Source organism: Variovorax endophyticus (assembly GCF_025376855.1).
Classification (GTDB): Bacteria; Pseudomonadota; Gammaproteobacteria; order Burkholderiales; family Burkholderiaceae_C; genus Variovorax.
In genome coordinates, this window is sequence record NZ_JAHUTH010000022.1 from 55,616 (window position 1) to 82,588 (window position 26,973).

Below are 26,973 nucleotides of genomic sequence, written 5' to 3' on the forward strand. Positions count from 1 at the left end.
GAATCCGGCCACGCGGCCGTTGCGTACGCATGCCCATGAAAAAGACAGAAGTGATGGCGACGGCGATGGAGATGGCGAGAAAAGGGCTGGGCTTCCCGCCGGCGCTCGCCATCGAGCAGATCGCCGAATTGATCGCGCAGGAGGATCCCGCCGACGAGCTCTACGACAGCAAGGTCGAGCGGCTGCTCAAGCTGGCGGCCTGTGTCTGGAGCCTGCGGCGGGACCTGGTGACGCCGCCGGGCGAGGGCGGGCGCGTGTTCTAGCAGCCGCCTCGGGACGCACCCGCCTGCGCCGTGCGCCAGCGCGCGGGCGTGGTGCCCTCCCAGCCGCGGAACGCCCGCGTGAACGAGTTCAGCTCCTCGAAGCCCAGCACGAAGGCGATCTCGCCGGCTTCGAGTTGCGTGTCCTCGAGCAGTTGCCGCGCGGCCTGGTGCCGCACCTCGTCGAGCAGCCGCTGGTAGCTGGTGCCGGCCTCCTCGAGCCGGCGCTGCAGCGTGCGGGTGCTCACGCAGAGCTCGGCCGCCACCGCCTGGATGCTCGGGCGCTCGCCGCGCAGCGTGCGGCCCAGCACGGCGCGCGCCTGGTCGACCAGCGAGGTGGCAGGCGCCTGCGCGGCCAGCGCGGCTTCGAGGCCGGGCAGCAGCACCGCGAGCAGGTCCTGGTTGTGGGTGACGAAGGGTTGCGCGAGCAGCGCCTCGTCGAACACGATCACATCGGCCGCGGCGCCGAAGCGCGGCGCGCAGCCGAAATGCGCGCCCAGCATCGCGGCCTGCGTGCTCGTGTGTGCGCGCACCAGCTCCACCCGGCGCGGCACCACCCGGGTGCCGGTGCCGCGTCGCGCGAGCTCGAGCACCGACGCGAAGGTGCCGTCGGTCAGCAGCGGCGGCGAATGGCCCTCGGCCAGGAACCAGTGGAAGCGCACGCGCACCTCGCCGTCGCCGCGCTCGATGCGGATCACCTCGGGGCAGGTCAGCCGCTTGAAGCGCGACAGCCGCTGCAGCGCCTCGCCGAAGTTCGGCGAGTGCAGCGCCGCGATCGAGGCGATGTCGTAGTGCTCGGTCGCGCCCTCGGCGCCGATGCGCAGGCCCAGCGCGGGGTCGGGGTTCATCGCGGCCAGCGCGTCCCACACGGCGAACATCTGCCGCGTCGTGATGCGCGCCTTGCCGCTCGCGAACAGGTCGGCCGGCAGGCCCGCGCGGCGCAGCATCGACTGCGTGTCGAAGCCCAGCAGCCGCAGCCGCTGCTGCATCACGGCGGGCACGACGATCAGGTCGGGCGGGCGCTGGGTCATCGCGGGTCGTCGCCCGCCGCGAGGTGGATCGCCGCGCGGATGCGCGGATAGGTGCCGCAGCGGCAGATGTTGCCGCTCATCGCGGCGTCGATGTCGGCGTCGCTGGGCTTCGGCGTGTGGCGCAGCAGCGCGCAGGCCGACATCAGCTGGCCGCTCTGGCAGTAGCCGCACTGCACCACGTCGAGTTCGGTCCAGGCGCGGCGCAGCGCGTCGATCTCGGGGCCCTGCACGCCCTCGATGGTCGACACCGCGCGGCCCTGCACGGCCGCCAGCGGCGTGGCGCAGGAGCGCACCGCCTCGCCGTCGAGCATCACGGTGCAGGCGCCGCACAGCGCCTTGCCGCAGCCGAACTTGGTGCCGGTCATGCGCAGCTCGCCGCGCAGCACCCACAGGAGGGGCGTGTCGTCCTCGGCCGTCACGGCGACGGGGCGGCCGTTGATCTGGAGCGTGGTGGTCATGGGCTTCCTTCCTTTTCTATCGGGCCGTGCGTTCAGGCCAGGCGCAGCGGCAGCGAACGCAGCCGCTGGCCGGTGAGTGCGAACACCGCGTTGGCCACGGCCGGCGCCACCGGCGGCGTGCCCGGCTCGCCCACGCCGGTGGGCGGCGCGCTGCTCGGCACGATCGCGATCTCGATCTGCGGGCATTCGTTCATGCGCAGCGGCGCGTAGTCGTGGAAGTTGCTCTGCTGCACCTGGCCGCGCTCGATGGTGATCTCGCCATGCAGCGCGGCCGAGAGGCCGAACACGATCGCGCTCTCCATCTGCTGGCGCACCAGGTTCGGGTTCACGGCCAGCCCGCAGTCGACCGCGCAATACATGCGCCGCACGCGGATCTGCCGCTCGGGCGTCAGCGAGACCTCGGCCACCTGCGCCACCACGCTGCCGAAACTGCGGTGCAGCGCGAGGCCGCGCGCGCGGCGCGTGCCGTCGGCCTCGGGCGCCAGCGGCGTGCCCCAGCCCGACATCGCCGCCACCCGCTGCAGCACGCCCAGGTGCCGCGCCTCGGCCGGGCTGCCCGCCAGCAGCGCGGTACGGAAGGCCACCGGGTCCTGGCCCGCGGCATGCGCGCATTCGTCGATGAAGCTCTCGGTGAAGAAGCCGTTCTGCGAATGGTTGACCGAGCGCCAGATGCCGACCGTGACGGCCGACTCCATCGTGCGATGCGCCACGCGCGCGTTGGCGAAGCGGTAGGCGGTGGTGGCCGTGCCCTCGGCCGCCGCGCTCAGGAAGGCCGGCGAGCCCAGGCTCGAGCCCGCGGTGTCGACGCGCCAGGCCACCAGCCGGCCCTGCGCATCGAAGCCGGCCTTGCTGCGCGCCACGTAGGCCGGGCGGTAGTAGTCGTGCGCCATGTCCTGCTCGCGCGACCACATCAGCTGCACCGGCATGCCGTCCGTTTCGCGCGCCAGCGCCGCCGCCTGCATCACGAAGTCGCCGAGGTAGCGGCGCCCGAAGCCGCCGCCGAGGTAGGCCAGCCGGATGTCGACCTTCGCGGCCTCGATGTCCAGCACCTTGGCGATGCCGCCGCGCAGCATGCCGGGCCCCTGCACGCCGACCCAGACGGTGGCCGCGCCGTCCTTGAACTGCACGGTGCAGTTCATCGGCTCCATGGTGGCGTGCGCGATGAAGGGCACGCGGTACTCGGCCTCGATGGTGCGCTCGGCGCTCTTCATCGCGGCATCGGCGTCGCCGGTCTCGAGGTGCACGTCGGCCTGGTCCGGCGCATCGAGGCTCTGCGCGAGCCGGTCGATCAGCGCGCGGCTCGACAGGCTGGCGGCCGCGCCGTGGTCCCAGTCGATCATGACCTTGTCGAGCGCGCGCATCGCATGCCAGGGCGTGTCGGCGATCACCGCCACCGCGCCCGAGGTCATGCCGCCCGAGCCCAGGCCGCCGCCCACCGGCGCGAGCGCCACCACCTTGCGCACGCCGGGCATCGCGCGCGCGGCCGTGTCGTCGAAGCGCGCCACGCGGCCGCCCAGCGTGGGGCACATCGCGAGCGTGGCGTGGAGCAAGCCGTCGGGCGGCAGCGCGTCGAGCCCGTAGCGCGCCGAGCCGTCGAGCTTGGCGGCGCTGTCGAGGCGGTGCACCGGCCGGCCGATCAGCGTGTAGCGCGAGGGATCCTTGAGCGTCGGCTGCGCGGGCAATGGCAGCGTCGCCGCGCGCGCCGCCAGTTCGCCGAAGCGCGCGCTGCGTTGCGAGGCCGGGTGCGACACTCGGCCGGCCGCCACCTCGCATTCGGCCGCCGGCACGCCCCAGGCCGCCGCCGCGGCGCCCACCAGCATCGCGCGCGCCGAGGCGCCGGCCTCGCGCAGCGGCAACCACTGGTCGACGATGCCGGACGAGCCGCCACTGCCCCAGAGCCCGGGCACCTCGCGCAGCAGCTTGCTGACCACGTGGCGGGTGCCGCGCTTGAGCGCGCCGTCGTCGTCGGGCTTGAACATCGGCAGGTTGTCGAGCAGCGCCGCCTGGTTGTTGTAGATCGGGTCGTAGCCGGCCTGCTCGAGCCGCAGCTGGGCGAGGTCGGCATCCATCTCCTCGGCCAGCAGCATCGCCAGTCCGGTATGGATGCCCTGGCCCATTTCGGCCGCGGCCATCATCAGCGTGACCGTGTCGTCGCTCGAGACCTTGACCCAGCCGTTCAGAGCCACCTGGCCGCTGGCCGTGGCCGGCAGCGGCTCGGCGGTGGTCAGCCGCTGGCGCGTGGGCGAAGCGGACCAGCCGACGACCAGCGCGCCGAGGGTGGCGGCCGTGCCGAGCAGGAAATGGCGGCGTTTGAGGGCGGGCATGGGGCGAACTCCGGGCGGCTTCGGAGGGCCGCGATGGGCGGGAGTGTGCGCGGCACGGCGCGCGCTGGCCAATCCGATCGCGCCAATCGAACGGCGGATCGCGCCAGCCCGCCGCGGGCCGTGGCGGGTGCCGGTTTCGGCGCCACGCGCCGGCCAGGCGTTTTCGGCCGTTCGGCGCGTTTTTTGAGCCCCTGCGTTACAGCGCCTGTGAGCTAGGACACATTTGTCACCAGAAAGTTAATGCGGGTTGCTACCGGGATCCGTAGTATTCATTTCGGTTTAAGCATTCCATGCGCAATCCGCATAACGGCCCGTTCTCGAACGTGCAGCGGCCGACCTCGGCGTCGGCAGTGGAACCACCCAGCGTGTTGCGGTTCGGCGAACTTACCTAGCGGAGGAAACCAGATGGCCGTACGTGATCGCGTCACCAGCCCCGTGGCGCTTGCCTTGCCGACGCCAGGGCCCGGTCATGTCGTGCGGTCCTTCGTCGCGCCCGTGGTCGCGCGCCTGCGGGCGGGCTTCGATGGCATGCGCCGCCGCAGTCCGGTCGCGCCGCGCCATGTGCCGATGCCACGACCCGCGGCCTCGATGGCCGTGCCGACCGTCCCCGGCGCCGGCGCGCCGGTGCGGGCCTGTGCCTTCGTCTTCATCGCGAACCTGCCGCAGCTCATGGAGGTCTACGGCGCCGAGTTCGCGCTGCATGCCAGCATCGAGATCAAGTACCGCCTGCTGACCGGCTTCGTCAGCGTGGCCGACGCCGACCTCGCGATGCTGCGGCACGACTGCTTCCTGCTGTGGAGCAACCCGGCGTTTCCGGTCGAGGACGCGCAGGCGCGCCAGGGCGCCTCGGCGCGGCTCGAGAGTCTGCTCACCGGCCTCGGCGGCACGCCGGTGCAGCTACGCGACACGCGCGCGCTGGTGCAGCTGCACGTGGGCTGGAGCGACGCGCCCAGCCCCGGGCGCATGAGCCAGTCCGAGGTCGAGCTGCGCCTGTGGGCCGCGCAGCCCGCGCCAGACTTCCAGCTCGTGCGGGCCGAAGGCTGGCAGCAGCTTTACCGCGAGGACATGGCGGTTGCGCTGCAGGTCGGCGACGCACTGCATGCGCGCCGTCTCGCGATCGAATGGCATCCCGTGGTGGGCGCCCCGGCGCAGGCCGCCGCCTTCGCGGCGCCGCTCTATCACGAGGCGCGTTTCCACACCGAGGGCGAACCGCACGCCGCCTCGCTGCGTTCCGAACTCTTCATGCCCTGTCTGCAGCGGCTGGGCCTGGTGCGCACCTTCGACCACCTCGCGGCCGGCTGCGTGGTGCGGCAGCTGCGCCTGGGCGGCACCGTGCGCCTGGGCCTGAGCATCTCGGCGCAGAGCGCGCGGCGCGACCACTGGTGGGCCTCGCTGATGGTGCTGCTGCGGCGCGAGCCCGAGCTGGCGGCGCGCCTCGTGGTCGAGATCGCCGGCGAGCCCACGCTGCCCGATCTCGAATCGGTGCGCGACTTCTGCCTGCAGTTGCAACTCTGCGGCTGCCGCGTCGCCATCAAGCATTTCGGCGGCGACTCCGGCAACCTCGCCGCCGCCAAGGTCTGCCGGCCCGACATCATCAAGCTCGACCCGGTGTTCATCCGGCGTGCGCGCGAGGACCGCTTCGGCCGCGAGCTGCTCGAGGAGATGCTCGCGCTGTGCGGCAGCTTCGCGCCCTCGATCGTGGTCGACGGCATCGAGCGCGAGGAGGACATCCGCGTGGCGCTCGAGGCCGGCGCCGAATGGCTGCAGGGCTGCGGCGTGCCGCTGCACGATGGCGCGCCGGCGCGCGGCCCCGGAGGGCGCGCGTGAATCCCTCGCCCGACTTCCATCTGCAGCTTGCCCGCCTGGGCGCGCAGATCGACAGCCTGCAGCGCACCCTGCACGAGGTCATGCGCCACGGCGTCCTGCTGCATGGCGACGGCGCGCGCGAGAAGCTGCTGGCGCGCGACCAGTACCTGGCGCTCGAAGCCGCGATCCGCGAGCAGGAGCTGCGCGATTCGCCCGCGCTGCGTGCCGTGCGCTCGGTGTGCGCGGCTTGCGCGGCGGGCGCGCAGGCGCCGTCCGCGGCTGCGATGCCCGATCGCGCCGATGACGCCGATGGCTCGCGATCTCGTGGCGTGTCCGACTCCATCGCCTAGGGCCCGTCCGTGGCGCCGAGCGCCGCATCCGTTGGTCGGCGCGCGCTGCCGTCCACGTCGGCCGCGCACGTTCCCCTGCATGTCCCGCCCGGAGAAAGCGAATCGGATGGAGCCTGTTTCCGACCATGTATCTGCATTCCCTTTTTCGAAACGTTCCGGCGGCGGAGCGCGCGGCGCTGGTCGCGCGCAGCGAACTGCGTTCCTTCCGGCGCAACGAGACCGTGCTGCGGATGGACGAGTGGACCGACAAGGTCTATTTCGTCGCCTCGGGACTGCTGCGCGTGGTGGTCGGCGGCAACGGCGGCAGCGCGGGCGTGACCACCGACTTCGTGCGCCCGCGCGACCTGTTCCTGAGTCCGACGCTCGACGAGGCGCGCTACCAGTCGATGGCCAACCTCGTGGCCGCGCTGCCGAGTTCGGTCTACCTCATTCCGGCCTCGGCGCTGCACGACATCTGCGCCCGGCATCCGTCGGTGGCGCTCGAGCTGCTCGAGCTCACCGTCAAGCGCATGACGATCATCCGCAGCCAGTTGCGCCGCATCTCCTCGCTGACCTCCGAGACCCTGGTCGCGCGCGTGCTCTATGAGTTGACCCAGCTCGCGCCGGCCGACACCGGCGGCTTCGACAAGCGCATCTCGCAGGCCGTGATCGCGTCGTACGCGGGCCTGTCGCGAGAGGTCGTCAACAAGACCATGCGCGAGATGGAGAGCCGCGGCCTGTTGTGGAAGGACGAGCACGGCATCCACGTGGTGGCCGATTTCGCGTCGACCGACCATGGCAGTTTCGAGTCGCTCGAGCCGCGCGTGCCCGGCGATGAACGCGACGAGGCTGCGCCGTTCGACGATCTCGATCTGCTCAAGGCACTGGGCGAGCGCGGATCGAGCGCGAAGTGATGCCGCGTGCTCGCGTTGTTTTCGCGCGCTGTTTGGCACGAGCTGTGAACCGCCACACAGTTGCGATGCGATCGAAGGTGCATCGACAAGGATCGATTCCTAGCATCGAGACCACGCGGCGATCCGTGCGATTCGGACCCTCGCCGCAACCACCGATTGCGCACCTTTCGAGGCTTTCATGAGTTCCATCTTTTCCGCCTGCAACTGCAGCATCCACTACCTCGGCCGGGTCCAGCGTTCGGGCTGGATGCGGTTCTTTCCCTGGATGCGGCTGTACCAATGCGCGAACTGCAGGAAGCTGCAGTTGCTGCCGCAGAAGGAGGTGGATCGGGCCAAGGTGGAATATGGAAGCCGGGGCGCGTATCGCGATCGGCTGGCGCCGCGGTCGGTCGATCCGAACAAGGGCCTGGGCATCGGGGAGCGGCCCAAGGTCGGCGGCTGAAAGAGCGTACGGCGCACTCGCGCCCCGCCCTGGCAGAAACCGCCCGACTCTGCTGGCGCACTCCTCGTCAACCGGCACGCGCCCGGGGGCGTCATCAGTTCGCCTTACAGGAGGACTACCGTGATCCAGGGTTTTCCCTAGAGAAAAACCCTGTCCAAACAACTCCTCCGACATCCAACCGACATGAAGACCTCCTACCAACTCGCCCTCGCGGCCGCTTTTTCCGTGATGGCCGTGGCCTCCGTCCAGGCCCAGACCACGGGCGGCCGCAGCCGCGAAGCCGTCGAAGCCGAAGCCATTGCCACGGCCCATGCGCCCAACCAGAACGTGGTTCGCGGCTCGCGCGGTCCCGAAACGGTGAAGCCGATGGCCGACGCCGATGCCATGTACCAGCAGGCCGTGGCCACCGCCCACGCGGCCGACCAGAACGTGACCCGTGGCTCGCGCGGCCCCGAAACGGTGAAGCCGATGGCCGACCCGGCCAAGGTCTACAACGAAGCCGTGGCGGCCGCCGCGGCGCCCGACCAGAACGTGGTGAGCGGCTCGCGCGTGAACAGCAAGGTGATCTCGACGATGCAGAACCCGGCGCTGACCGCGGCGCAGGGCAAGTAAGCGGCAAGCGGCCCGCGGCGCTCCGGGACCTGCTCAGGCGAAGGAGGTGCGCGGCGGCGAACCCGATGCCATGCGCCTCAGCATCGCGTTCTGCCGCGCCTCCTCGGCGTCGCGCAGGCTCTTGGCGGCGCGCGCCGCCACGTAGCTCACGTACAGGGTCTCCACCGCGCGGCCCCAGTCATGGGCCTGCTGCGAAACGCCCTCGGCCTGCACCGGCGAGCCCGTGAGCCCATGCGTCGACAGGTCGTCCTCGGGGCGCGCCGGCACGTCGATGCCGGCCTTGCCGAGGATGGCGGCTTTCTGAACGATGGTGAGCATGCGTGGGTCTCCCTGTGTGCCGTGCCAGATTAACGGCCTCCCCCGCGAAGCGCCATCCGTCGCTTGACGTATGCGCGCGCCGTCGCGGGGCGCCGACTGGCCATAAGCACTAGGCGTGCCATGCAGTCATAGGTCTACAGCGGCGCCGCGGCCGACGAGGACTGCCACACCAGCGTGGCAGCGGTCAGGTCCTCGAGCGCGCTGCCGACGGCCTTGAAGACCGTGCGTTCGTCGCTGTCGGGTTGCGTGCGTCCGCCACGTTCGCCACGGCACAGCGCGGCCAGCGTGCCCTGCACCGCCTCGGCGCGCAGCGTGCCGGCCGCGATCGCGTCGAGCAGGTCGCCGGCCTTCGTCAGCGCTTCGGGCGTGTCGATGAAGGTGCGCGCACCCTCGAAGCATCGTGCATCGGCCTCGCGCATGGCGGGCGTGAAGCTGCCGATCAGGTCGAGGTGCGAACCCGGCGCGAGCCATTCGCCGCGCACCAGCGGCGCGGTGGCCAGCGTGGCGCAACTGACGATGTCGGCCTGCCGCACGGCGGCCTCGAGGCCCGCGGGGCCCGGCGCGGCCACGCGCGCACCGGCCCAGCCCTGCGCGCGCCATTGCGCGGCCAGCGCCTCGGCGCCTTCGATGCGATGGTTCCACACCGTCACTTCCTCGATGGGGCGCACGCTCGCATGGGCCGCGGGCAGCATGCGCGCGATGCGGCCGGTGCCCAGCACCAGCAGCCGACGCGCATCGCCACGCGCCAGGAACGAGGCGCCGAGCGCCGAGGCGGCGGCGGTGCGGTGGGCCGTGAGCTCGTCGCCGTCCATCAGCGCCAGCGGCACGCCGGTGCGCGCGTCGTACAGCACGTAGGTGGCATGCAGGCCGGGCAGGCCGCGCGCGCCGTTGCCCGGAAAGATGTTGATGGTCTTGATGCCGAGAAAGCCGGCCTCGCTCCACGCCGGCATGATCAGCACGGTGCCCTTGTCGCCGCTCGCGTTGTCGATGGCGTGCACGTGGCGCTGCGGCACCTGGGCCTCGGCCGCGAAGGCGGCGCGCAGCGCGGGCACGAGGCGCTCGAAGCCCAGCGGGGCGCGGGTGGCGGCGGCGTCGAAGTGCTTCATCGGGCGGGCGGGGTGGGTGCGATGGGGGCGGTCGCCAGCGCGGCTTCGAAGAACCCGGCGAGCGCGCGCTGGTAGGTGGTGCCGAAGCGGGCCTCGTTCATCGGCTCGAGATGGCCGGCGTCGGGCACCTCGATCAGCCGCTTGGGCTCGCGCGCATCGGCCAGCAGGCGCCGCGAGTGGTCGACGGGGATCACGGCATCGGCCGTGCCGTGGATCAGCAGCAGCGGGATCGGCGAGAGGGCGGCCACGTACTTCGAGGCGGCGTAGCGATCGCCCACGAGCAGGCCGGCGCCCGAGACCTTGTCGTTGGCGATCGACGCGTAGGAATAAAAGGTCGACTCGATCGCCACTGCGCGCACGCCGGCGCGGTTGCCCGCGCCCACGGCCGCGATCGCGTTGGTGCCGCCGAGGCTCTGGCCGAACACCAGCAAGCGCGCGGGATCGACGTCGGCGCGCGAGCGCACGTGATCGATGGCGCTGCCCGAGTCCTCGAACACGCCGCGGGGCTCGGGCTTGCCTTCGGAATCGCCGTAGCCGCGGTAGTCGAACACGAAGACATTGAAGTCCTGCTTCGGCAGCCAGGCGACGAAACGCCAGTGCGAGGACATGTTCTGCGCATTGCCGTGGAAATGGATCACCGTGCCCTTGGCCTCGCGCGGATCGGCGCGGCCCGCGGCCGGAATGAACCAGCCGCTGAGCGCCGTGCCGTCGGTGCTCTGGAAGCGCACCCGCTCGTAGCGCAGCCCCAGCGCATCGGGCGTTTCGTAGCGCACGCGGTCGGGGTAATAGAACATCGACTCGACGCAGCCGCCGAGCAGCAGCAGGGGCAGCGCGAGCAGCGCACGGCCGGCCAGGCGCGCGAGACGGCGTGGAACGCTCATGGCGTGGCGGCGCGGCTTTCCGCCAGCATGTTGCAGAACAGCGCGCCCTGCTCGATCGCATCGTCGAGCGCCACGTGGGTGTGCGGCAGGCCGGGGTCGAACCAGCGCCGCGGCATCGCGCGCTTGGTGCTGTCGCGGTAATCGGTCTTCAGCAGGGCCATGGCGAAGGACTTGACGTCGAGCGCCGAATGGCTGAACGGGCTCTCGCCCGCGAAGCGCATCAGGTACCAGTAGACGAACAGGAAGTCGAAGCCCGCCGGGTAGGCCACGAAGACCGGCCGCGCCTTCAGGCCCTTGAGCCAGGCCACGTAGTTCTTCATCGCGTGCGCGGGTTCCTGCGGGTCGCGGCGGCAGGCGGCCCAGGCTTCGGGCTGCGTCCGCCACCACGCGGCGGTCTTCGGGTCGGCCTCGGCGCCGGGCAGGGTGTGCAGGTTGGCGCTGAAGGTGGACACCAGCTTCTTGTCGGCCGTGTAGGCGGCCGAGCCGAAGCTCAGCATCGAATGCGGGCCGGGGATGGGGCCGTCGGATTCGACGTCAGTGCTGATGTAGATCTCGGTCATGGGATTCGATGCTTCGTTCATGCGCTCGTCATGGTGCCCCATTCCAGCCCGAACTTCGCGAGGTACTTGCGCAACCGATCCGCATCGTTCACCACGCTGCGCTGCGCCCGCGAGGCCTGGAACAGCTGCCGCCCCGCGTCCGACAGGCTGCGCGATTTCCGGCACACGCGCAGCACGGCCTCGAGCTGCAGCCGGTCGAACAGGTCGAGCGAGGCGGCGCGCGCCTCGCCGAGCAGCGCGTCGAGGTCGACGGCCCGCGACTCGCCTGCGGAAAGCGCCGGCTGCGCGCGCTTCCACAGCCAGCGCAATCGCGCGATCTCGGCCTCGACCAGCGCGACCGGGATGCGCCCGCCATCGGCCAGCGTGGCCAGCCGCGTGACGCTGGCCGAGAGGTCGCGGAAGTTGCCGCTCCACAGCGCCTCGGGGCTCTGCGCGAAGCGCAGGTAGGCGGCGCGCGCCTCGGCGTTGAAGCGCACCACGCGGTGGTTCTCGGCCGCATGCAGCGCCAGCAGGTGGTCGACGTTGGGCTCGATGTCCTCGGGGCGCTGGGCCAGGCCCGGCAGGTCGTAGGTCCAGAGGTTGATGCGCGCGAACAGGTCTTCGCGGAAGCGCCCCTCGGCCACATCGCTGCGCAGGTCGCGGTTGGTGCCGGCGATGAGCTGGAAGTCGCTCTCGACCTCCTTGTCGGCCCCGACGGGGAAGAAGCGCTTCTCCTCGATCGCCTTGAGCAGCATGGCCTGCTCGTCGAGGCCCAGTTCGCCGATCTCGTCGAGGAAGAGCACGCCCTGGTGCGCGGTGCGCAGCAGGCCGGCGCGCTCGCTCGCGGCGCCGGTGAACGAACCCTTCTTGTGGCCGAACAGCGTGGAGGCGGCTCCGTCGCCGCGCAGGGTGGCGCAGTTGACCTCGACGAAGGCGCCCGTGGCCTGGTGGCGCGACTGCTTGAGCTCGAACATGCGCCGCGCGAGGAAGGACTTGCCCGCGCCCGTCGGGCCCACCAGCAGGATCGGCGCGCGCGAGCGCACCGCCACGCGTTCGATCTCGTCGATGAGTGCGTTGAAGCGCGCGTTGCGCGTGGCGATGCCGCTCTTGAGGAAGGCCACCGCGTCGCGCTGCTCGGCGTCGAAGCGGCGCGCGATGACGTCGTAGCGCGAGAGGTCGAGGTCGATCAGCACGCACTTGCCGGCCTCGCCCTCGCGCTGGCGCCGCGGCGGCGAGGTCTGTGCCAGCACGCCGGGGATGGTGCGCGACTCGGACAGCAGGAACATGCAGATCTGCGCGACGTGGGTGCCGGTGGTGATGTGCGACCAGTACTGCTCGCGCTCGGTGTCGAAGGGGTAGGCGCGTGCCCAGTCGTACAGGCGCGAGTAGACCTCGCCGAAATCCCAGGGGTCGGCCAGGTCCATCGGCACCAGGTTGACCGTGGTCTCGGGCGAGACGGCCGCGATGTCGGCCTTGACGAGCTCGGCCAGCGTCTTGTGCTTGAGCGTGTAGAGCAGCTCCATGCGCGCCACCACCATGTCCTCGTGCTGCGCGAGCGAAACGGTGGGGCGCCACTTGCTCCAGCGGCCGGCGCCCTGGCCGGCGTCGAGCTGGGTGCCGAGGAAGCCGATGACGACGATGGGTTTCATGGATAAGAAACTAGCTCAATTTATAAGTTTATCTAGATGCTAGCCGGATGAGCGGCGAGATGTCAAAGAAGGGCAAGAAGTTTTTCCCAGGAATATCAATGACTTGCACGCTTCCGATCGCTCCGTGCCACGGATTGCCGCGACCTGGCACGCGGCCTGCAATGAAGAACCCGTCCGGATGCAGTTCATCCGCTCGCAGGTACCGCATGAAAGCGGTCCGGTGCCGCAGGCCAGACCTGTCTTGGGTCGGCGGTATGCCGCTGTCGAACTGCCTGGCGACTGGACTCGATCCAGTTTGCTCATGGTTGAGCACCGTGTGGTTCACATGGCGTTGCGGGTTCGATTCCCGCGAAACACCCGGCGGTGCGTGCACCGCCATCTGATGGGGCGAAAGCCCCCCGCCCCGGCACACCGGAGCGATGGCGCAGGGCCCCGGCCCTGCGGCGCGCGACACCGTGCCAAGCGCAGGCGGCTTGCGCACCGTGCGTGCGTCAGGGAACTGCGCGCGGCCATCGACGGCGAGGAAGGTGAGGAGGGCGTTGCGATCGCGACGACAGGAGTCACCACCGGACCGCGCGAGCGCCGCGCTGCAGCCCCTGGCGACCGCGAGGCCCGCCGCCTGCCCTTTCGAGGGTCTGGATTCATTGCCAGGAACAAGACGACGAAACGAACGAAAAGCGAAGTAGGAGAGAAGAAATGTTGGGCTTCCACCAGATCACCATCAAGAAGAACGAGCGCGCGCTGCTGCTGCGCAACGGCGATTTCGAGCAATTGCTCGGCCCGGGAAAGCATCGCGTGTTCGCGGGCTTCGATACCGTGAAGCTCGAGCGCTTCGCGCTCGGCGAGCCGGTGTTCGAGCACGAACTGGCCGACTACTTCCTGGCGCGCGAGCCCGAACTGGTGGCACGCGAGTTCGTGCAGGTTTCCTTGGGCGAGACCCAGGTGGGCCTGCGCCACGAGGACGGAGTGCTGGTGCAGATCCTGCCGCCCGCAACGCGCAAGCTGTACTGGCGCGGGCTGCGCGAGCAGCGCGTCGACGTGATCGATGTGGCGGTCGATGCGCGCCTGCCGGCCGATCTGCTGTCGAAGCTGCAGAGCGTGGCGCTGCGTCCGCGTGCGGTGCAGGGCCTCGAAGGCGTGCTGCTGGTGCAGGTGCCCGAGTTCCACGTCGGCGTACTGACCCTCGAGGGCCAGATGCAGGCGCTGCTGCCGGCGGGCAACCACGGCTTCTGGCGCTTCAACCGCCAGGTGGCGGTGAATTGCATCGACCTGCGTTCGCAGATCGCGGAAGTGAGCGGCCAGGAGATCCTGACCCGCGACAAGGTGGGGCTGCGGCTGAACCTGTCGGCGGTGTGGCGCTTCGCCGACGTGCGGCAGGCCCTGGCCCAGATGCCGAAGCCGGCCGAGCATGTCTATCGCGAATTGCAGTTCGGTCTGCGCGCCGCGGTGGGCGAACAGACGCTCGATGCGCTGCTGGAGAACAAGGCGGCCATCGACCAGACGGTGCTGGCGCAGGTGCGCGAACGGCTCGAGGGTTCGGGTGTCGTGCTCGAGAGCGTGGGCGTGAAGGACATCATCCTGCCGGGCGAGATGAAGACCATCCTCGCGCAGGTGGTGGAGGCCGAGAAATCGGCCCAGGCCAACGTGATCCGCCGCCGCGAGGAAACCGCGGCCACGCGCTCGCTGCTGAACACCGCGAAAGTGATGGAGGGCAACCCTGTCGCATTGCGGATGAAGGAACTCGAGACGCTGGAACGCGTGGCCGAGCGGATCGACAAGATCTCGGTGGTCGGCGGCCTGGACCAGGTGCTCAACGGGCTCGTGACGCTGCGGCCGAACGGGGCTTGAGCGACGGGAGATGAGGGTTAAGGGCACGCAGGCATTGAAGGGAGCGCCACTGCCAAAAATGTTGATGTTGCCGGCAGCCTGGGTAAGACCAGGTACGGCGGGCAAGTCGGTCGACGAGCAAGGTTGAGGATGCAGGTGCTGGCTCCGATGACGGGTCTGTCACTGGCGCGCGTTTCCAATCGTCGACTGGGCCGCTGGATTCAAGCACCACGGTCGCCGTATTGATGCGGGTTCGAATCCCGCCGTGTCCACCAGAATGATCGTGAAGAACAGATAGACGGAGAGAAAAATGAAAGAACAGAACTACAACCTGCACGAAGTCCCCAACGGCGTGCCCGTGAAGATGTGGACCCGCGGCGTGCCCGTGGAAGACGAGGCGCGCAAGCAGCTCGAGAACGCGGCTCGCCTGCCGATCGTGTTCAAGCACATCGCGGCCATGCCCGACGTGCACTACGGCATCGGCGCGACCGTGGGTTCGGTGATCCCGACCTTCAAGGCCATCATCCCGGCCGCGGTGGGCGTGGACATCGGCTGCGGAATGATGGCGTGCAAGACCACGCTGCATGCCAACGACCTGCCCGACAACCTGGGCCCGCTGCGCTCGGCGATCGAGAAGGCCGTGCCGCACGGCTCGAACCCCAAGCGCATGGGCCGCGACAAGGGCTCGTGGGAAACGCCGCCCGACGAAACCGACGCTGCCTGGGCCAAGCTGGTGGATGAGTTCGATGCGATCTGCGAGGACTACCCGCGCATCAAGAACACGAACAACCACAAGCACCTGGGAACGCTGGGGACCGGCAACCACTTCATCGAGGTCTGCCTCGACGAGGCGGGTTCGGTGTGGTTCATGCTGCACTCGGGTTCGCGTGGCGTGGGCAACGCGATCGGCACGCACTTCATCGAACTCGCGAAGAAGGACGCCGAGCTGCACCAGCGCAACCTGCCCGACCAGGACCTGGCGTACTTCGAGGAAGGCGCCCGGTACTTCGGCGACTACGTGCGCGCGGTGGGCTGGGCCCAGAAGTTCGCGCGTGCGAATCGCGAGGTGATGATGCAGCGCGTGGTCGCGGCCGCGCGCAAGGTCATCGCGAAGCCCTTCGAGGCGCACGTGGAAGCGGTGAACTGCCACCACAACTACGTGAGCCGCGAAACGCACTTCGGCGAGGACGTGCTCGTGACCCGCAAGGGCGCGGTGAGTGCGAAGGCCGGCGAGCTCGGGATCATCCCCGGCAGCATGGGCGCCAAGAGCTACATCGTGCGCGGCAAGGGCAACCCCGAGAGCTTCATGAGCTGCAGCCACGGCGCCGGTCGAAAGATGAGCCGTACCAAGGCGAAGAAGCTGTTCACGATCGCCGACCAGATCGCCGCGACCGAGGGCGTGGAATGCCGCAAGGACGCCGACGTGATCGACGAGATCCCGATGGCCTACAAGGACATCGACGCGGTGATGGACGCGCAGAAGGACCTGGTGGAGGTGGTCTACACGCTCAAGCAGGTGGTGTGCGTGAAGGGTTAGTGCAAGGAGGTCGTCCCGATCGGCCTCCCTTTTTCAGAGAGACCGGACGAGGACGACGAGATGAAGAGCAACAAGCAACGCCGCGCCGAGATCCGCGGCCGCCGCCTCGAGCGCGCGGCGCGCATCGAGGCGCAACTGCGCCTGCCCGACCAGCGGCACCTGCTGTCGCGGCGCGCGCCGGGCCTCGAGCCTGCCGACGTGGCGGTGCTGGCACGCCACAACAACACCTACGGCGCGCTGCCCACCTATTACGTCGACCGCGCCTTCACCTGCCGCGACTGCGGTGCCGAGCAGGTGTGGACGGCGAAGCAGCAGAAGTGGTGGTACGAGACGATGCACGCCAGCATCGACAGCCGCGCGGTGCGCTGCCTGCCATGCCGGCGGGCGTTGCGCGCGGCGCGGTCCGCCTCGCGCGAAGGCGAGGGCGCGAACCTGCTGGGCGAGATGTCGCAACGGCTGCGCGCGTTCGCCAAAGCACCTGCTACGCCCGCGGCGCGCGCCGAAGTCGACGCCGCGCTCGAGAGCAAGTGGTGGGGCCTGCGCACGCTGGCGGTCGAGGCACTGGGCCATTGGGGTTCGGCGGCCGATCTCGCGCGGCTGCGCGCGCTGGTCGATGCCTGGCAACCGTCGTGGAACAGCTGGGAGCGGCAGGGCGCGCAGGCGGCGGTCGAGGCGCTGGCCGCGAAGCTGCGCCATCCCGCCGACGAGGACTGGGCACTCGAAGCCTGCCTGCGCGGCCATGCGAACCCGTGGAACTGGCGTGCCTTTCTGGCTGCCATTCCATCGGCGCGCCTTGCGGCATGCGGCGAAGCGGAGTTCGCGCGGCGCGGCGAAGGGCATCATCGGCTGTTGCGATGGCTGGCGGTGGCGCATTGCCTGGGTCTCGCGCCCGGGCCGGCGCAGGTCGCGGCCTTGAACGCCCATGCGGACAAGAAGGTCCGCCAGTGGGCCCAACGATTCGGGAGAAAGCCGGAATGAGCGCATCGAAGGACGAGGTCGTGCCGATGGCATCGGAGGCGGCGGCCGCCCACGACGCGCTGCGCGCCACGCTGCAGCGCGTGGGCGTGGTGTTCGAGTTCAGCGTCTGCCGCGTGGCCGGCGAGGCACCGGTGGTGGGCGAAGCGCATCACCGCGAGGTGTTGCGGCGGCTGGGCGAGGAAACGATGGCGCGGGCCGAACGCCACTGACGCGAGGCCATGGAAAAGAACCCGTCCCTGCAGCCGGCCAGCTTCGATGCGCAACGGGCCTTCGACGTGGCGAGCGCAAGCGCGACGCGGCTCGACGCGGCGGCGGTGGTCGCGGCCGACAGCTATCCACCGAACCATCGCATCGCGCACACGCGCGACCTCGACGAGGTGGACTGGTTCGAGTGGCTCTGCCAGGCCTTCGGCGATCCGCCGTATCCGTTGACGGTGGCCGACGAAGCCGAGCGAGCCACGCTGTTCCCGCGCTTCTGCGAGGCCATCGGGCTGCTGCCGGACGAAGGCCTCGTGCTGCTCGATTGGGTCGGCGATCCGGAGCGCGAACCCGAGCGCAGCACGTGGAGTGCGTATTTCGAGGACGGCAAGGAGTGGTGGGGCATCTGGTGCTTCACCGTGTGGAATCCGCGGCGCGGCACGCTGGCCGCGGTGATGGCGAGCACGACGGATTGAATGACGAACGACAGGGAAAGGACAACGATGAAACCGCAACGACATGAAGAAGAACGCATCCGCTCGGCCCACCCGGTCGAGCCCGCCATGCGCGCGCAGATCATGGAGGAACTCGCCGCCATCGAGGCCCGGCACGAGGTCACGGTGCTGTTCGCCTGCGAATCGGGCAGCCGCGGCTGGGGCTTTGCCTCGCCCGACAGCGACTACGACGTACGCTTCATCTACGTGAACCGCCTGCCGTGGTACCTCACGGTGACGCCGCGGCGCGACGTGATCGAGCTGCCGATCAGCGGCGAGCTCGACATCAACGGCTGGGACCTGCGCAAGGCGCTGGGGCTGATGCGCGAATCGAACCCGACGCTGCTCGAGTGGCTGCGCTCGCCGATCGTCTACCGCGAGGACGCGCAGGCGATGCCGCGCTTTCGCGCGCTGTCGGAGGCCGTGTTCTCCAACGCGCGCGGCTGGCATCACTACGCCTCGATGGCGAAGAAGAACTTCCGCGAGCACCTGCAGGCCGAGACGGTGCGCTACAAGAAGTACCTCTACGTGCTGCGCCCGCTGCTGGCCGCGCGCTGGATCCGCATGCGGCCCGATGTGCCGCCGATGCGCTTCGCCGATCTCGCGCAGCACACGCTCGATGCGGTGCGCGACGCCGCGCTGATCGACGAGATCAACGCGCTGCTCGAGGTGAAGATGCGCGCGGGCGAGGCCGCGACCAGCCCGCGCTGGCCGGGCATCCATGCCTTCATCGAGGCGGAGCTGGCCGCGCATGCGGCCGAGCCCGTGACGGCGCTGCCGCCGGCCGATGCGTCGGGGCTCGATGCCTTTCTCAGCGAGACGGTGCTGCGCTTCGGGGGCAGCGATGCGAAGAGCGCGGTGCGCCACGAGTCGCAGGGTTGCGGCTGAGGACGTAGCAAGGACAACGGGGAACAGGGGCGTGCGATAACCGCACCCACGACAAGAAGAACAGCCATGAAAGAAGAAATCCAACGAGAACAGGCGCATGCGGCGCCGTTGCAGACCGTCGTGCTCGACGGCTCCCAAGGCGAGGGTGGTGGCCAGATCCTGCGCACCAGCCTCGCGCTGTCGATGGTCACGGGCCAGCCCATGGCCATCGAGAAGATTCGCGCCGGCCGGGCCAAGCCGGGCCTGATGCGCCAGCACCTCGCGTGCGTGAACGCGGCCGCCGCCATCAGCGGCGCGGCCGTCGAGGGCGCCGAACTCGGTTCGCAGTCGCTGCGCTTCGCGCCGGGCCCGGTGCGCGCGGGCGAGTACCGCTTCGCGATCTCGGGCGCTGGCAGCTGCATGCTGGTGCTGCAGACCGTGCTGCCGCCGCTGCTGCTGGCTGGCGTGGCGAGCCGGCTGCACCTGAGCGGCGGCACGCACAACCCGATGGCGCCGCCGTTCCATTTCCTCGAGCGCGCCTTTGCGCCGCTGGTGCGCCGCCTCGGCGCCGACCTGCGACTGCAGTTGCGCCGCCACGGCTTCTATCCGGCCGGCGGCGGCGAGGTCGAGGCGGACATCGTGCCGGCGACTGGCGCGCTGCAGCCCTTCGACCTGCTCTCGCGCGGCGAGGCGCTGGAGCGCCATGCCGAGTGCCTGGCGCCGGGCATCGCGCGCCATGTGATGACGCGCGAACTCGAGACCCTGGGCGCGGCGATGGGCTGGACCGGCGAGCAGCTGCGCTACGGCGCCACGCGGCAGAACGAGGGCCCGGGCAATGCGCTGATCGCGACGCTGGTGCATGCCGAGGTGACCGAGGTGTTCACGGCCTTCGGCGAGAAGACGCTGAGCGCCGAGCAGGTGGCGCATGCGCTGGTGAAGGAGCTGCGCGGCTTCCTCAAGAGCGAGGCGGCCGTCGGGCCGCACCTGGCCGACCAGCTCGCGCTGCTGCTGGCGCTGGCCACCTGGCAGAGCGGCCGCGGCGCCGCGTTCACCTGCAGCGAGGTGACCGAGCACACGCGCACCAACTGCGCGGTGATCGAGCGCTTCCTGCCGGTGCGCTTCGCGATCGCGCAGGCGCGCGCGGCCTCGACGGTGCGCGTCGAACCGGCCTGAGCCGGCGCCTCAGGCCAGCGGCGTCGCGTTCGCGTACAGCCGCAGCAGCATCGCGCGCAGGGTCTTGACTTCGGCCGGGCTGAAGTCGGAGATCGCGACCGCCTCGTAGTGCTGCGCGAGCGGGATCAGCTCGAGCGTGAGCGCGAGCCCGCGCTCGGTCAGCGCGATGCGCACCGCGCGCTTGTCGGTGTCGCACTTCTCCCGCATCACCAGCTCGTTGGCCGCCAGCCGGTCGACGATGCGCGACAGCGCCGACAGGTCGGTCGAGGCATGCGTCGCGAGCTCCGAGAGCGTCTGGCGCGGCGTGTGCTGCAGCGACGCGCACACGCGCCACTCGCTGAGGCTCAGCCCATAGGGCTTGAGGGCCTTGGCGAAGGCATTGCCCATGCGCGCGCCGGCGCGTGCCAGCAGGAAGGGAATGGCCTTTTCGAGGTCGTGTTCTTGGCTCAGGGTTTTCATCTAGACATGCTTGATTGTTCAAGTATATAGTCCGCCCACTTATTTGAATAATCAAGTAAATGGAGACAAAAAAGATGAGCCTCGGACACTCGCGCAGGCACGCCGTCGCGGCCCTGCTGGCCCTCGTTTCGGCACTGCCGGCCGCACAGGCGCAGACGGCGGCGAAATGGCCCGCCCAGGCCGTGCGCTTCATCGTGCCGTTCCCGGCCGGCTCGGCGCCCGACGTGCTGATCCGCCTCGTGGGCGCGAAGCTCGGCGAGAAGTGGGGCCAGGGCGTGATCGTCGACAACAGGCCCGGCGGCAGCGGCGTGATCGGCATGAACGGCATCCTCGCCGCGCCCGCCGACGGCTACAGCTTCGGCTTCGTGCAGGGCTCGGCGATCTCGGTGGCGCCGAGCACGATCAAGGGCGTGAGCTACGACTTCAACCGCGACTTCGTGCCGGTCACGCTCGCGGCGGTGGCGCCCTTCATGCTCGCGGTGCCCGGCAACTCGCCGCACAAGACGCTGGCCGACTTCATCGCGGCCGCGCGCGCCAGGCCGCAGGGCGTCGAGGTGGCCGACAACGGCCGCGGCACGGCGCCGCACCTGGCCTCGGCGCTGCTCGGGCTGCAGTCGGGCGCGCAGTTCCTCGAGGTGCACTACCCGGGCGGCGCGCAGGCGATGCAGGCCACGCTCGGCGGCCAGACCCAGATGATGGTCGAGACCTACAACGTGGTCGCGGGCAACGTGCAGGGCGGCCGCATGCGCATCCTGGCCAGCATGGGCGACCGCGTGGAGCCCGGCCTCGAGGCCTTCCCGCTCGCGAGCAAGACCGTGCCCGGCGCGGTGGCGCACGGCTGGTTCGCGGTGATCGCGAAGAAGGGCGTCGACGCGCAGGTGCTCGCGAAGCTCAACAAGGACATGAACGAAGCGCTGCTGCTGCCCGAGGTGGTCGCCAAGTCGCGCGAGCTCGGCACCTATCCGCGCCCCGGCACGCCCGAACAACTGGCGCGCTACATCGCCGAGGACCGCAAGACCTGGCAGGACGTGCTCGACAAGCTGAACATCAAACCGGAGTGAACACCCCATGAAAGACAAGATTGCGCTCGAAGAGCATTTCGCGATCGACCTGACGATCGCCGACTCGCAGGTCTATGCACGGCCCGAGGTGTGGCAGACGCTCAGGAGCAACCTGCTCGACTTCGAGCAGCAGCGCCTCGAGCAGATGGACCAGTGGGGCACGGCCTTCTCGATCCTCTCGCTGAACTCGCCCGCGGTGCAGGGCATTCCCGACGCGAAGCGCGCGGTGGAAGTCGCGAAGCGCGCCAACGACGTGCTGGCCGAGCAGGTGCGCCGCCATCCCGCGCGCTTCGGCGGCTTCGCGGCGCTGCCGCTGCAGGACCCCGAGGCGGCGGCGCGCGAACTCGAGCGCTGCGTGAAGGAACTGGGCTTCCACGGCTTCCTGGTCAACGGCTTCTCGCAGGTGGGCGACGAGCAGACGGTCGTCTACTACGATGATCCGCGCTTCGCCGATTTCTGGCGCGCCGCCGCGGCGCTGGGCAAGCCCTTCTACATGCATCCGCGCGACCCGCTGCTGCCGCGCGAGCCGATCTACGAAGGCGCGCACTGGCTCACCGGCCCGACCTGGGCCTTCGCGGTGGAGACCGGCATCCATGCGCTGCGCCTGCTGTCGAGCGGCCTGTTCGACCGCCATCCCGAGCTGCAGATGATCCTCGGCCACTTCGGCGAGGGCATCCCGTTCAACATCTGGCGCGTCGACCACATCCTGCGCAAGGGCCGCCGCGGCATGCCCTGCGACAAGGAGATCGGCGACTACCTGCGCAGCAACGTGCACATCACGACCAGCGGCAACTTCCGCACGCCCACGCTGCTGTCGACGATGCTCGAGGTGGGATCTGACCGCATCATGTATTCGGTCGACTATCCGTTCGAGAAGCACGAGGACGCGGCACGCTGGTTCGACCGCTGCGAGATCAGCGAGAACGACCGCCGCAAGATCGGCCGTGACAACGCGCGCCGGCTGTTCGGGCTGAACTGAGATGGGCGCTGCGAAAGACACACGGCCGGTGCTGGTGGCCGGCGGCGGCATCGGCGGGCTGGCGGCGGCGCTCGCGCTGGTGCGCGAGGGTTACCGCGTCAAGGTGATCGAGCAGGCCGGCCGGATCGGCGAGATCGGTGCCGGCATCCAGCTGAGCCCGAACGCCTTCGCGGCCTGCGATGCCCTCGGGGTGGGCGCGCAGCTGCGCGCCAAGGCGGTCTACACCGACGAGATGGTGATGTTCGACGCGCTCGATGCGCGGCGCGTGGCGGGCATCTCGCTGGCCGACGCTTTCCGCGAGCGCTTCGGCAATCCCTATGCGGTGATCCACCGCGCCGATATCCATGGCGCGCTGCTCGACGGCGTCCAATCGGCGCGCGACGGGCAAATCGAGTTCCTGACCTCGACCAAAGGCGTGAAGATCGAACAGGACGCGGAGGGCGTGACCTTGATCGACGCGCAGGGCGGGCGGCACGAAGGCCAGGCGCTGATCGGCTGCGACGGCGTGCGCTCGGTGGTGCGCCAGCAGTACGTGGGCGACGGCATCCGGGTGTCGGGCCACGTGGTGTTCCGCGCGGTGGTCGACACGGCCGAGTTCCCCGAGGCGCTGCGCTTCACCGCGCCGTGCATCTGGGTCGGCCCCAACTGCCACCTGGTGCACTACCCGCTCAAGGGCGGCGACAAGTTCAACCTGGCCGCCACCTTCCACAGCGACCGGCCCGAGGAATGGGGCTCGATGGATGGCGACCCGGCCGAGCTGCTGCGCTTCTTCGCCGGCACCTGCGAGCGGGTGCAGCAGATCCTGCGCGTGCCCCAGGCCTGGAAGCGCTACTCGACCGCCGACCGCAACCCGATCGAGCAATGGACCTTCGGCCGCGCCACCCTGCTGGGCGATGCGGCGCACCCCATGGTGCAGTACCTCGCGCAGGGCGCCTGCACGGCCTGCGAGGACGCGGTCACGCTCGGCCTCGCGCTGCGCCGCGAACAGGGCGACTGGCCGCGCGCGCTCGCGCTGTACGAGCGTTCGCGCGTGGCGCGTACCGCGCGCGTGGTGCTGTCGGCGCGCGTGGTGCTGTCGGCGCGCGAGATGGGGCGCATCTATCACGCCAAGGGCGTGGAGCGGCAGGTGCGCAACAACATGTGGAAGGGCCGGCCGCAGGAGCGCTTCTACGACGCGCTCGAATGGCTCTACGGCTGGAGCGCCGAGCACTGCCTGGATCTCGACGAGGCGCTCGCGTGAGAGCCATCGCCGAATCCGCGGGCACGGGCGGTGCCGCCGACGTGCGCGCGCCGATCGACATCCCCGCGCTGATCGACAGCCATCCGGTCAGCAGCTTCCAGCGCTGGATCCTGGTGCTGGTGGGCTGCGCGGTGGTGATGGACGGATTCGACGTGCAGGCGATGGGCTTCGTGGCGCCCGCGATCGTGCACGAATGGGGCATCGAGAAGGCCGCGCTGGGTCCGGTGTTCGGCGCCGGCCTGCTGGGCATGCTGGTCGGCTCGCTGGTGCTGAGCATCTGCGCCGACCGCTTCGGCCGCCGGCCGGTGCTGATCGCGGCCACGGTGTTCTTCGCGCTGTGCATGCTCGCGACCACTCTGGTCCACACGCTGGGCCAGCTGCTCGCGATGCGCTTCGTCACCGGCATCGGGCTGGGCGGCATCATGGCCAACGCCAGCGCGCTGGCCAGCGAGTACAGCCCGCACCGGCGGCGCGTGACGCTGATGATGTGGGTCTCGTGCGGCTTCACCGGCGGCGCGGTGCTTGGCGGCGCGATCAGCGCGCTGCTGCTGCCGCTGGGCGGCTGGCGCGCGGTGTTCGTGTTCGGCGGCGTGGTGCCGCTGGTGATCGCCGCGCTGATGCTGCGCTACATGCCCGAATCGATGCAGTTCCTGGTGCTGCGCGGACGCCGGCTCGACCGCGTGCAGCAATGGCTGCGCCACATCGCGCCCGGCGTGCCGGTGGATGCCGCCAGCCGCTACGTGGTGCACGAGGCGAAGCAGGACGGCGCGCCGGTGGCCGAGCTGTTCCGCAGCGGCCGCGCGCGCGCCACGCTGCTGTTGTGGGGCATCAACTTCCTCAACCTGCTGAACCTGTTCTTCCTCGCCAACTGGCTGCCCACGCTGGCGGTCGACGCGGGCTACAGCGCGAACGTGGCGGTGGCCGCCGGAACGCTGCTGCAGGTGGGCGGCGTGGTGGGCACGGTGGCGATGGGGCCGCTGATCGACCGCGTGGGCTTCTACCGCGTGCTGGTGCCGGTGTTCGCGCTCGCGGTGCTGACCATCGCGCTGATCGGCCAGCCCGCGCTGCCGCTCGCGGCCATGCTGGCGGCGGTGGTGGTCAGCGGCTTCTGCATCGTCGGCGCGCAGCCGGCGCTGATCGCGCTGGCCTCGAGCGTTTACCCGACCACGGTGCGCGCCACCGGCATGGGCTGGAGCCTCGGCATCGGCCGCGCGGGCTCGATCGCGGGACCGCTGGTGGCGGGCTGGCTGATCGGGCTGCACTGGTCGAACGGCGCGCTGTTCGTGGCGGCGGCGCTGCCCGCGCTGCTGTCGTGCGCGATGGTGTTCTGCATGGGGCGGACTGGATTCACGAACAGCGCCACGGTGCGCGAAGGAGAGAGAGCATGACGAATGGAACGGCGACGAGGCCGATGGATGGCGGCGCGGCGGTGCTGGCGGCCCGCGTGCTGATGGCCGCGATCTTCCTGATCGCGGGCGTGCGCAAGCTCATGACCTATGGCGCCACGCTCGGCTATTTCGCCAAGCTCGGCATCCCGCTGCCCGACGTGGTGCTGCCGCTGACCATCGCGCTCGAGATCGGCGGCGGCCTGCTGCTGGTCGCGGGCTGGCGCGTGAAGTGGGTGGCGGGTGCGCTCGCGCTCTTCACCCTCGCCACCGCCTTCGCGGCGCATGCCTTCTGGTCGGCCGACGCGGCGCAGTTCAATGCGCAGCTCAACAACTTCCTCAAGAACGTCGCGATGGCGGGCGGTTTCCTGCTGCTGATCGTGCGGGCCCGCGCCAGGGACACTGTGCGCTGAGCGGAAAACTGCTTTCCGTTGGCGGCATGGCAGCGCGCACTGGCGCGCGGGAGACTCGCGGCGGGCGCCTCGCGTCCCGAATCCGAAAGCCCGACCCCATGACCCATTCTTCCTTCGTCTACAACAGCGCGCCCCAGCGCGTGGTCTTCGGTGCCGGCGCGCTGCGGCACCTGGCGCGCGAGATCGAGGCGCTCGGCGCTCGGCGCGCGCTGGTGCTGTCCACGCCCGAGCAGCGGCCGCAGGCCGAGCGCATCGCCGCGCTGCTCGGCGACCATGCGGCCGGCGTGTTCGACCGCGCCGTGATGCACGTGCCGATCGAGACCGCGCGCGAGGCGCGCGAGGTGGCGCGGCGGCTCGATGCCGACTGCGCCGTGGCCATCGGCGGCGGCTCGACCACCGGCCTGGGCAAGGCGATCGCGCTCGATTCGGGGCTGCCGATCCTCGCCATTCCCACCACCTATGCGGGCTCCGAAATGACGCCGATCTACGGCATCACCGAGGCCGGCCTCAAGAAGACCGGCAAGGACGCGCGCGTGCTGCCGCGCACCGTGATCTACGACCCCGAGCTCACGCTGAGCCTGCCGGTGGCGATGAGCGTGACCAGCGGCATCAACGCGATCGCGCATGCGGCCGAGGGCCTCTACGCGGTCGATGCCAATCCGATCATGGACCTGATGGCGGTGGAGGGCATCGCCGCGCTGGGCCGTGCGCTGCCCGTGCTGCGTGCCTCGGCCCAGGACGTGGCGGCGCGCGGCGATGCGCTGTACGGCGCATGGCTGTGCGGCACCGTGCTCGGCAACGTCGGCATGGCGCTGCACCACAAGCTCTGCCACACGCTCGGCGGCAGCTTCAACCTGCCGCATGCCGAGACCCACACCATCGTGCTGCCGCATGCGCTGGCCTACAACGCCGCGGCGGCGCCGCGCGCCATGGAGCGCATCGCCGGCGCGCTCGGCGGCGGCAGCGCGGCGCAGGCCGTGTACGAGCTCGCGCGAGACAACGGCGCGCCGGTGGCGCTGCGCGACATCGGCATGAAGGAAGCCGATCTCGACGTGGCCTGCGCGCAGGCGCTGCAGAACCAGTATCCGAATCCGCGGCCGCTGGAGCGCGACGCGATCCGCGCGCTGCTGCAGAACGCCTGGGAAGGCGCGCGGCCCTGAGCGGCGGGACCTTCGCGCCTTGCGCGCGAGGTCCGTCTGCCGCTCTCAGTTCGCGGCCGCTTCGCCGCCCGCGGGCTGCGTGCTGGCCACCGAGGGCACGCCCTGCAGCTGCTTCACTTCGGCCAGGTAGGCCGGGCTGTTGCGCAGGCGCTCGTAGGCGGCCGTGCGTTGGCGGAAATCGGGGTTGGTGCTGTCGATGCCGTCGATGCGCGCGTACTGGTTGAGGCCGGCGCGGGTCCACAGCGCGAGGTCGGCCTTGACTTCGGCACGGCTCAGCGCGCCCGCGGCCACGTTCTCGCCGGCTTCGCTGCCGACCCATGCTTCCTGCGGCGCCTGGGCCACGGTCTTCGAACGGTCCAGGTCGGCGCGCACGTCGGTGCGGCTCAGCGCGCTGCCGGTGGTGGCGATCGGCGCGCCCACCCAGGCTTCGGCGGGCACGGTCTGGGCCGAGGCGGCGCCGGCTGCGAGTGCGAGAGCGGAGAGGGCGATGAGTTGCTTGGTGTTCATGGTGAGAGTCCCTTCGGATGTCTGTG

The 26,973-nt window shown here is 70.3% G+C and carries 29 protein-coding genes; 19 read left to right on the forward strand and 10 right to left on the reverse strand.

Annotated features, from left to right (window positions below; all coding sequences use genetic code 11):
* Window positions 1–35 precede the first annotated feature (35 nt).
* Complete coding sequence (locus tag KV106_RS25890) at window positions 36–263, forward strand: hypothetical protein (protein ID WP_261213411.1); 228 nt, start codon at window positions 36–38, stop codon at window positions 261–263.
* On the opposite strand, the gene KV106_RS25895 is transcribed toward KV106_RS25890, so the two are convergent.
* The 3 genes from KV106_RS25895 to KV106_RS25905 are packed head-to-tail and all read right to left on the reverse strand — an operon-like array spanning window position 260 to window position 4,073.
* Window positions 260–1,291 (reverse strand): AraC family transcriptional regulator, encoded by a 1,032-nt coding sequence (locus KV106_RS25895; RefSeq protein ID WP_261213413.1) that lies wholly within the window; start codon window positions 1,289–1,291, stop codon window positions 260–262. The two genes, KV106_RS25890 and KV106_RS25895, sit on opposite strands and share 4 nt — an antisense overlap.
* Complete coding sequence (locus KV106_RS25900; protein ID WP_261213415.1) at window positions 1,288–1,749, reverse strand: (2Fe-2S)-binding protein; 462 nt, start codon at window positions 1,747–1,749, stop codon at window positions 1,288–1,290. Before KV106_RS25900 ends, KV106_RS25895 begins: the two co-directional genes overlap by 4 nt.
* A gap of 32 nt (window positions 1,750–1,781) precedes the next feature.
* Complete coding sequence (locus KV106_RS25905; protein WP_261213416.1) at window positions 1,782–4,073, reverse strand: xanthine dehydrogenase family protein molybdopterin-binding subunit; 2,292 nt, start codon at window positions 4,071–4,073, stop codon at window positions 1,782–1,784.
* A gap of 405 nt (window positions 4,074–4,478) precedes the next feature.
* Between KV106_RS25905 and KV106_RS25910 the strand changes: the two genes are divergently transcribed.
* The 5 genes from KV106_RS25910 (at window position 4,479) to KV106_RS25930 (ending at window position 8,176) form a co-directional block, all read left to right on the forward strand.
* Complete coding sequence (locus tag KV106_RS25910; protein ID WP_261213417.1) at window positions 4,479–5,900, forward strand: EAL domain-containing protein; 1,422 nt, start codon at window positions 4,479–4,481, stop codon at window positions 5,898–5,900.
* Window positions 5,897–6,229: a hypothetical protein gene (locus KV106_RS25915; RefSeq protein ID WP_057596902.1), complete on the forward strand. Its 333-nt coding sequence runs from the start codon at window positions 5,897–5,899 to the stop codon at window positions 6,227–6,229. The genes KV106_RS25910 and KV106_RS25915 overlap by 4 nt, the downstream gene beginning before the upstream one ends.
* A gap of 125 nt (window positions 6,230–6,354) precedes the next feature.
* A complete protein-coding gene (locus tag KV106_RS25920) occupies window positions 6,355–7,122 on the forward strand; it encodes a Crp/Fnr family transcriptional regulator (RefSeq protein WP_057596903.1) in 768 nt (255 codons plus the stop codon).
* Between the two features lie 178 nt (window positions 7,123–7,300).
* Complete coding sequence (locus tag KV106_RS25925; RefSeq protein WP_261213419.1) at window positions 7,301–7,564, forward strand: hypothetical protein; 264 nt, start codon at window positions 7,301–7,303, stop codon at window positions 7,562–7,564.
* Between the two features lie 183 nt (window positions 7,565–7,747).
* Window positions 7,748–8,176 (forward strand): hypothetical protein, encoded by a 429-nt coding sequence (locus KV106_RS25930; protein ID WP_057596905.1) that lies wholly within the window; start codon window positions 7,748–7,750, stop codon window positions 8,174–8,176.
* Between the two features lie 33 nt (window positions 8,177–8,209).
* Here the strand turns inward: KV106_RS25930 and KV106_RS25935 are convergent, their stop codons facing one another.
* From KV106_RS25935 to rtcR, 5 genes are all read right to left on the reverse strand, one after another.
* Complete coding sequence (locus KV106_RS25935) at window positions 8,210–8,494, reverse strand: hypothetical protein (protein WP_057596906.1); 285 nt, start codon at window positions 8,492–8,494, stop codon at window positions 8,210–8,212.
* A 134-nt stretch (window positions 8,495–8,628) separates the two neighbouring features.
* Window positions 8,629–9,600 carry a bifunctional Delta(1)-pyrroline-2-carboxylate/Delta(1)-piperideine-2-carboxylate reductase gene (gene lhpI, locus KV106_RS25940; protein WP_261213421.1) on the reverse strand — a complete coding sequence of 324 codons (972 nt, stop codon included), beginning with the start codon at window positions 9,598–9,600 and terminating at the stop codon, window positions 8,629–8,631.
* Window positions 9,597–10,481 (reverse strand): alpha/beta hydrolase, encoded by an 885-nt coding sequence (locus KV106_RS25945; protein WP_261213423.1) that lies wholly within the window; start codon window positions 10,479–10,481, stop codon window positions 9,597–9,599. The genes lhpI and KV106_RS25945 overlap by 4 nt, the downstream gene beginning before the upstream one ends.
* Complete coding sequence (locus KV106_RS25950; protein ID WP_261213425.1) at window positions 10,478–11,062, reverse strand: 3'-5' exonuclease family protein; 585 nt, start codon at window positions 11,060–11,062, stop codon at window positions 10,478–10,480. The genes KV106_RS25945 and KV106_RS25950 overlap by 4 nt, the downstream gene beginning before the upstream one ends.
* Window positions 11,059–12,669, reverse strand: a complete 1,611-nt coding sequence (gene rtcR, locus KV106_RS25955) for an RNA repair transcriptional activator RtcR (RefSeq protein ID WP_057596594.1) — start codon at window positions 12,667–12,669, stop codon at window positions 11,059–11,061. The genes KV106_RS25950 and rtcR overlap by 4 nt, the downstream gene beginning before the upstream one ends.
* A 696-nt stretch (window positions 12,670–13,365) precedes the next feature.
* On the opposite strand from rtcR, the gene KV106_RS25960 reads away from it, so the two are divergent.
* The 7 genes from KV106_RS25960 to rtcA all read left to right on the forward strand — a co-directional run bounded on the left by KV106_RS25960 (window position 13,366) and on the right by rtcA (window position 19,743).
* Window positions 13,366–14,517 (forward strand): slipin family protein, encoded by a 1,152-nt coding sequence (locus tag KV106_RS25960; RefSeq protein ID WP_261213428.1) that lies wholly within the window; start codon window positions 13,366–13,368, stop codon window positions 14,515–14,517.
* Window positions 14,518–14,806: 289 nt separating this feature from the next.
* Window positions 14,807–16,033 (forward strand): RtcB family protein, encoded by a 1,227-nt coding sequence (locus KV106_RS25965; RefSeq protein WP_057596596.1) that lies wholly within the window; start codon window positions 14,807–14,809, stop codon window positions 16,031–16,033.
* A 60-nt stretch (window positions 16,034–16,093) separates the two neighbouring features.
* Window positions 16,094–17,011: a zinc-ribbon domain-containing protein gene (locus KV106_RS25970; RefSeq protein WP_261213431.1), complete on the forward strand. Its 918-nt coding sequence runs from the start codon at window positions 16,094–16,096 to the stop codon at window positions 17,009–17,011.
* Window positions 17,008–17,220 carry a hypothetical protein gene (locus KV106_RS25975; RefSeq protein ID WP_261213432.1) on the forward strand — a complete coding sequence of 71 codons (213 nt, stop codon included), beginning with the start codon at window positions 17,008–17,010 and terminating at the stop codon, window positions 17,218–17,220. The genes KV106_RS25970 and KV106_RS25975 overlap by 4 nt, the downstream gene beginning before the upstream one ends.
* A 9-nt stretch (window positions 17,221–17,229) precedes the next feature.
* Window positions 17,230–17,685 (forward strand): hypothetical protein, encoded by a 456-nt coding sequence (locus KV106_RS25980; protein ID WP_261213434.1) that lies wholly within the window; start codon window positions 17,230–17,232, stop codon window positions 17,683–17,685.
* A gap of 27 nt (window positions 17,686–17,712) precedes the next feature.
* Window positions 17,713–18,591, forward strand: coding sequence for a nucleotidyltransferase domain-containing protein (locus KV106_RS25985; RefSeq protein ID WP_261213436.1), 879 nt, complete (start codon window positions 17,713–17,715; stop codon window positions 18,589–18,591).
* Window positions 18,592–18,657: 66 nt separating this feature from the next.
* Window positions 18,658–19,743 (forward strand): RNA 3'-terminal phosphate cyclase, encoded by a 1,086-nt coding sequence (gene rtcA, locus KV106_RS25990; protein WP_261213437.1) that lies wholly within the window; start codon window positions 18,658–18,660, stop codon window positions 19,741–19,743.
* Window positions 19,744–19,752: 9 nt separating this feature from the next.
* On the opposite strand, the gene KV106_RS25995 is transcribed toward rtcA, so the two are convergent.
* Entirely contained in the window at window positions 19,753–20,202 is a 450-nt protein-coding gene (locus tag KV106_RS25995) for a MarR family winged helix-turn-helix transcriptional regulator (RefSeq protein ID WP_057596600.1), read from the reverse strand.
* Between the two features lie 74 nt (window positions 20,203–20,276).
* Between KV106_RS25995 and KV106_RS26000 the strand changes: the two genes are divergently transcribed.
* From KV106_RS26000 to KV106_RS26025, 6 genes are all read left to right on the forward strand, one after another.
* Window positions 20,277–21,263, forward strand: a complete 987-nt coding sequence (locus tag KV106_RS26000) for a Bug family tripartite tricarboxylate transporter substrate binding protein (RefSeq protein WP_261213439.1) — start codon at window positions 20,277–20,279, stop codon at window positions 21,261–21,263.
* A 7-nt stretch (window positions 21,264–21,270) separates the two neighbouring features.
* Complete coding sequence (locus KV106_RS26005) at window positions 21,271–22,242, forward strand: amidohydrolase family protein (protein ID WP_261213441.1); 972 nt, start codon at window positions 21,271–21,273, stop codon at window positions 22,240–22,242.
* 1 nt (window position 22,243) lies between these two features.
* Window positions 22,244–23,482, forward strand: coding sequence for a 3-hydroxybenzoate 6-monooxygenase (locus KV106_RS26010; RefSeq protein ID WP_261213444.1), 1,239 nt, complete (start codon window positions 22,244–22,246; stop codon window positions 23,480–23,482).
* A complete protein-coding gene (locus tag KV106_RS26015) occupies window positions 23,479–24,870 on the forward strand; it encodes an MFS transporter (RefSeq protein WP_261213446.1) in 1,392 nt (463 codons plus the stop codon). Before KV106_RS26010 ends, KV106_RS26015 begins: the two co-directional genes overlap by 4 nt.
* Complete coding sequence (locus KV106_RS26020; RefSeq protein WP_261213448.1) at window positions 24,867–25,280, forward strand: DoxX family protein; 414 nt, start codon at window positions 24,867–24,869, stop codon at window positions 25,278–25,280. Before KV106_RS26015 ends, KV106_RS26020 begins: the two co-directional genes overlap by 4 nt.
* 98 nt (window positions 25,281–25,378) lie before the next feature.
* Window positions 25,379–26,440 (forward strand): maleylacetate reductase, encoded by a 1,062-nt coding sequence (locus KV106_RS26025; protein ID WP_261213450.1) that lies wholly within the window; start codon window positions 25,379–25,381, stop codon window positions 26,438–26,440.
* A gap of 45 nt (window positions 26,441–26,485) precedes the next feature.
* On the opposite strand, the gene KV106_RS26030 is transcribed toward KV106_RS26025, so the two are convergent.
* Window positions 26,486–26,947 carry a hypothetical protein gene (locus KV106_RS26030; RefSeq protein WP_261213452.1) on the reverse strand — a complete coding sequence of 154 codons (462 nt, stop codon included), beginning with the start codon at window positions 26,945–26,947 and terminating at the stop codon, window positions 26,486–26,488.
* Between the last annotated feature and the right edge of the window lie 26 nt (window positions 26,948–26,973).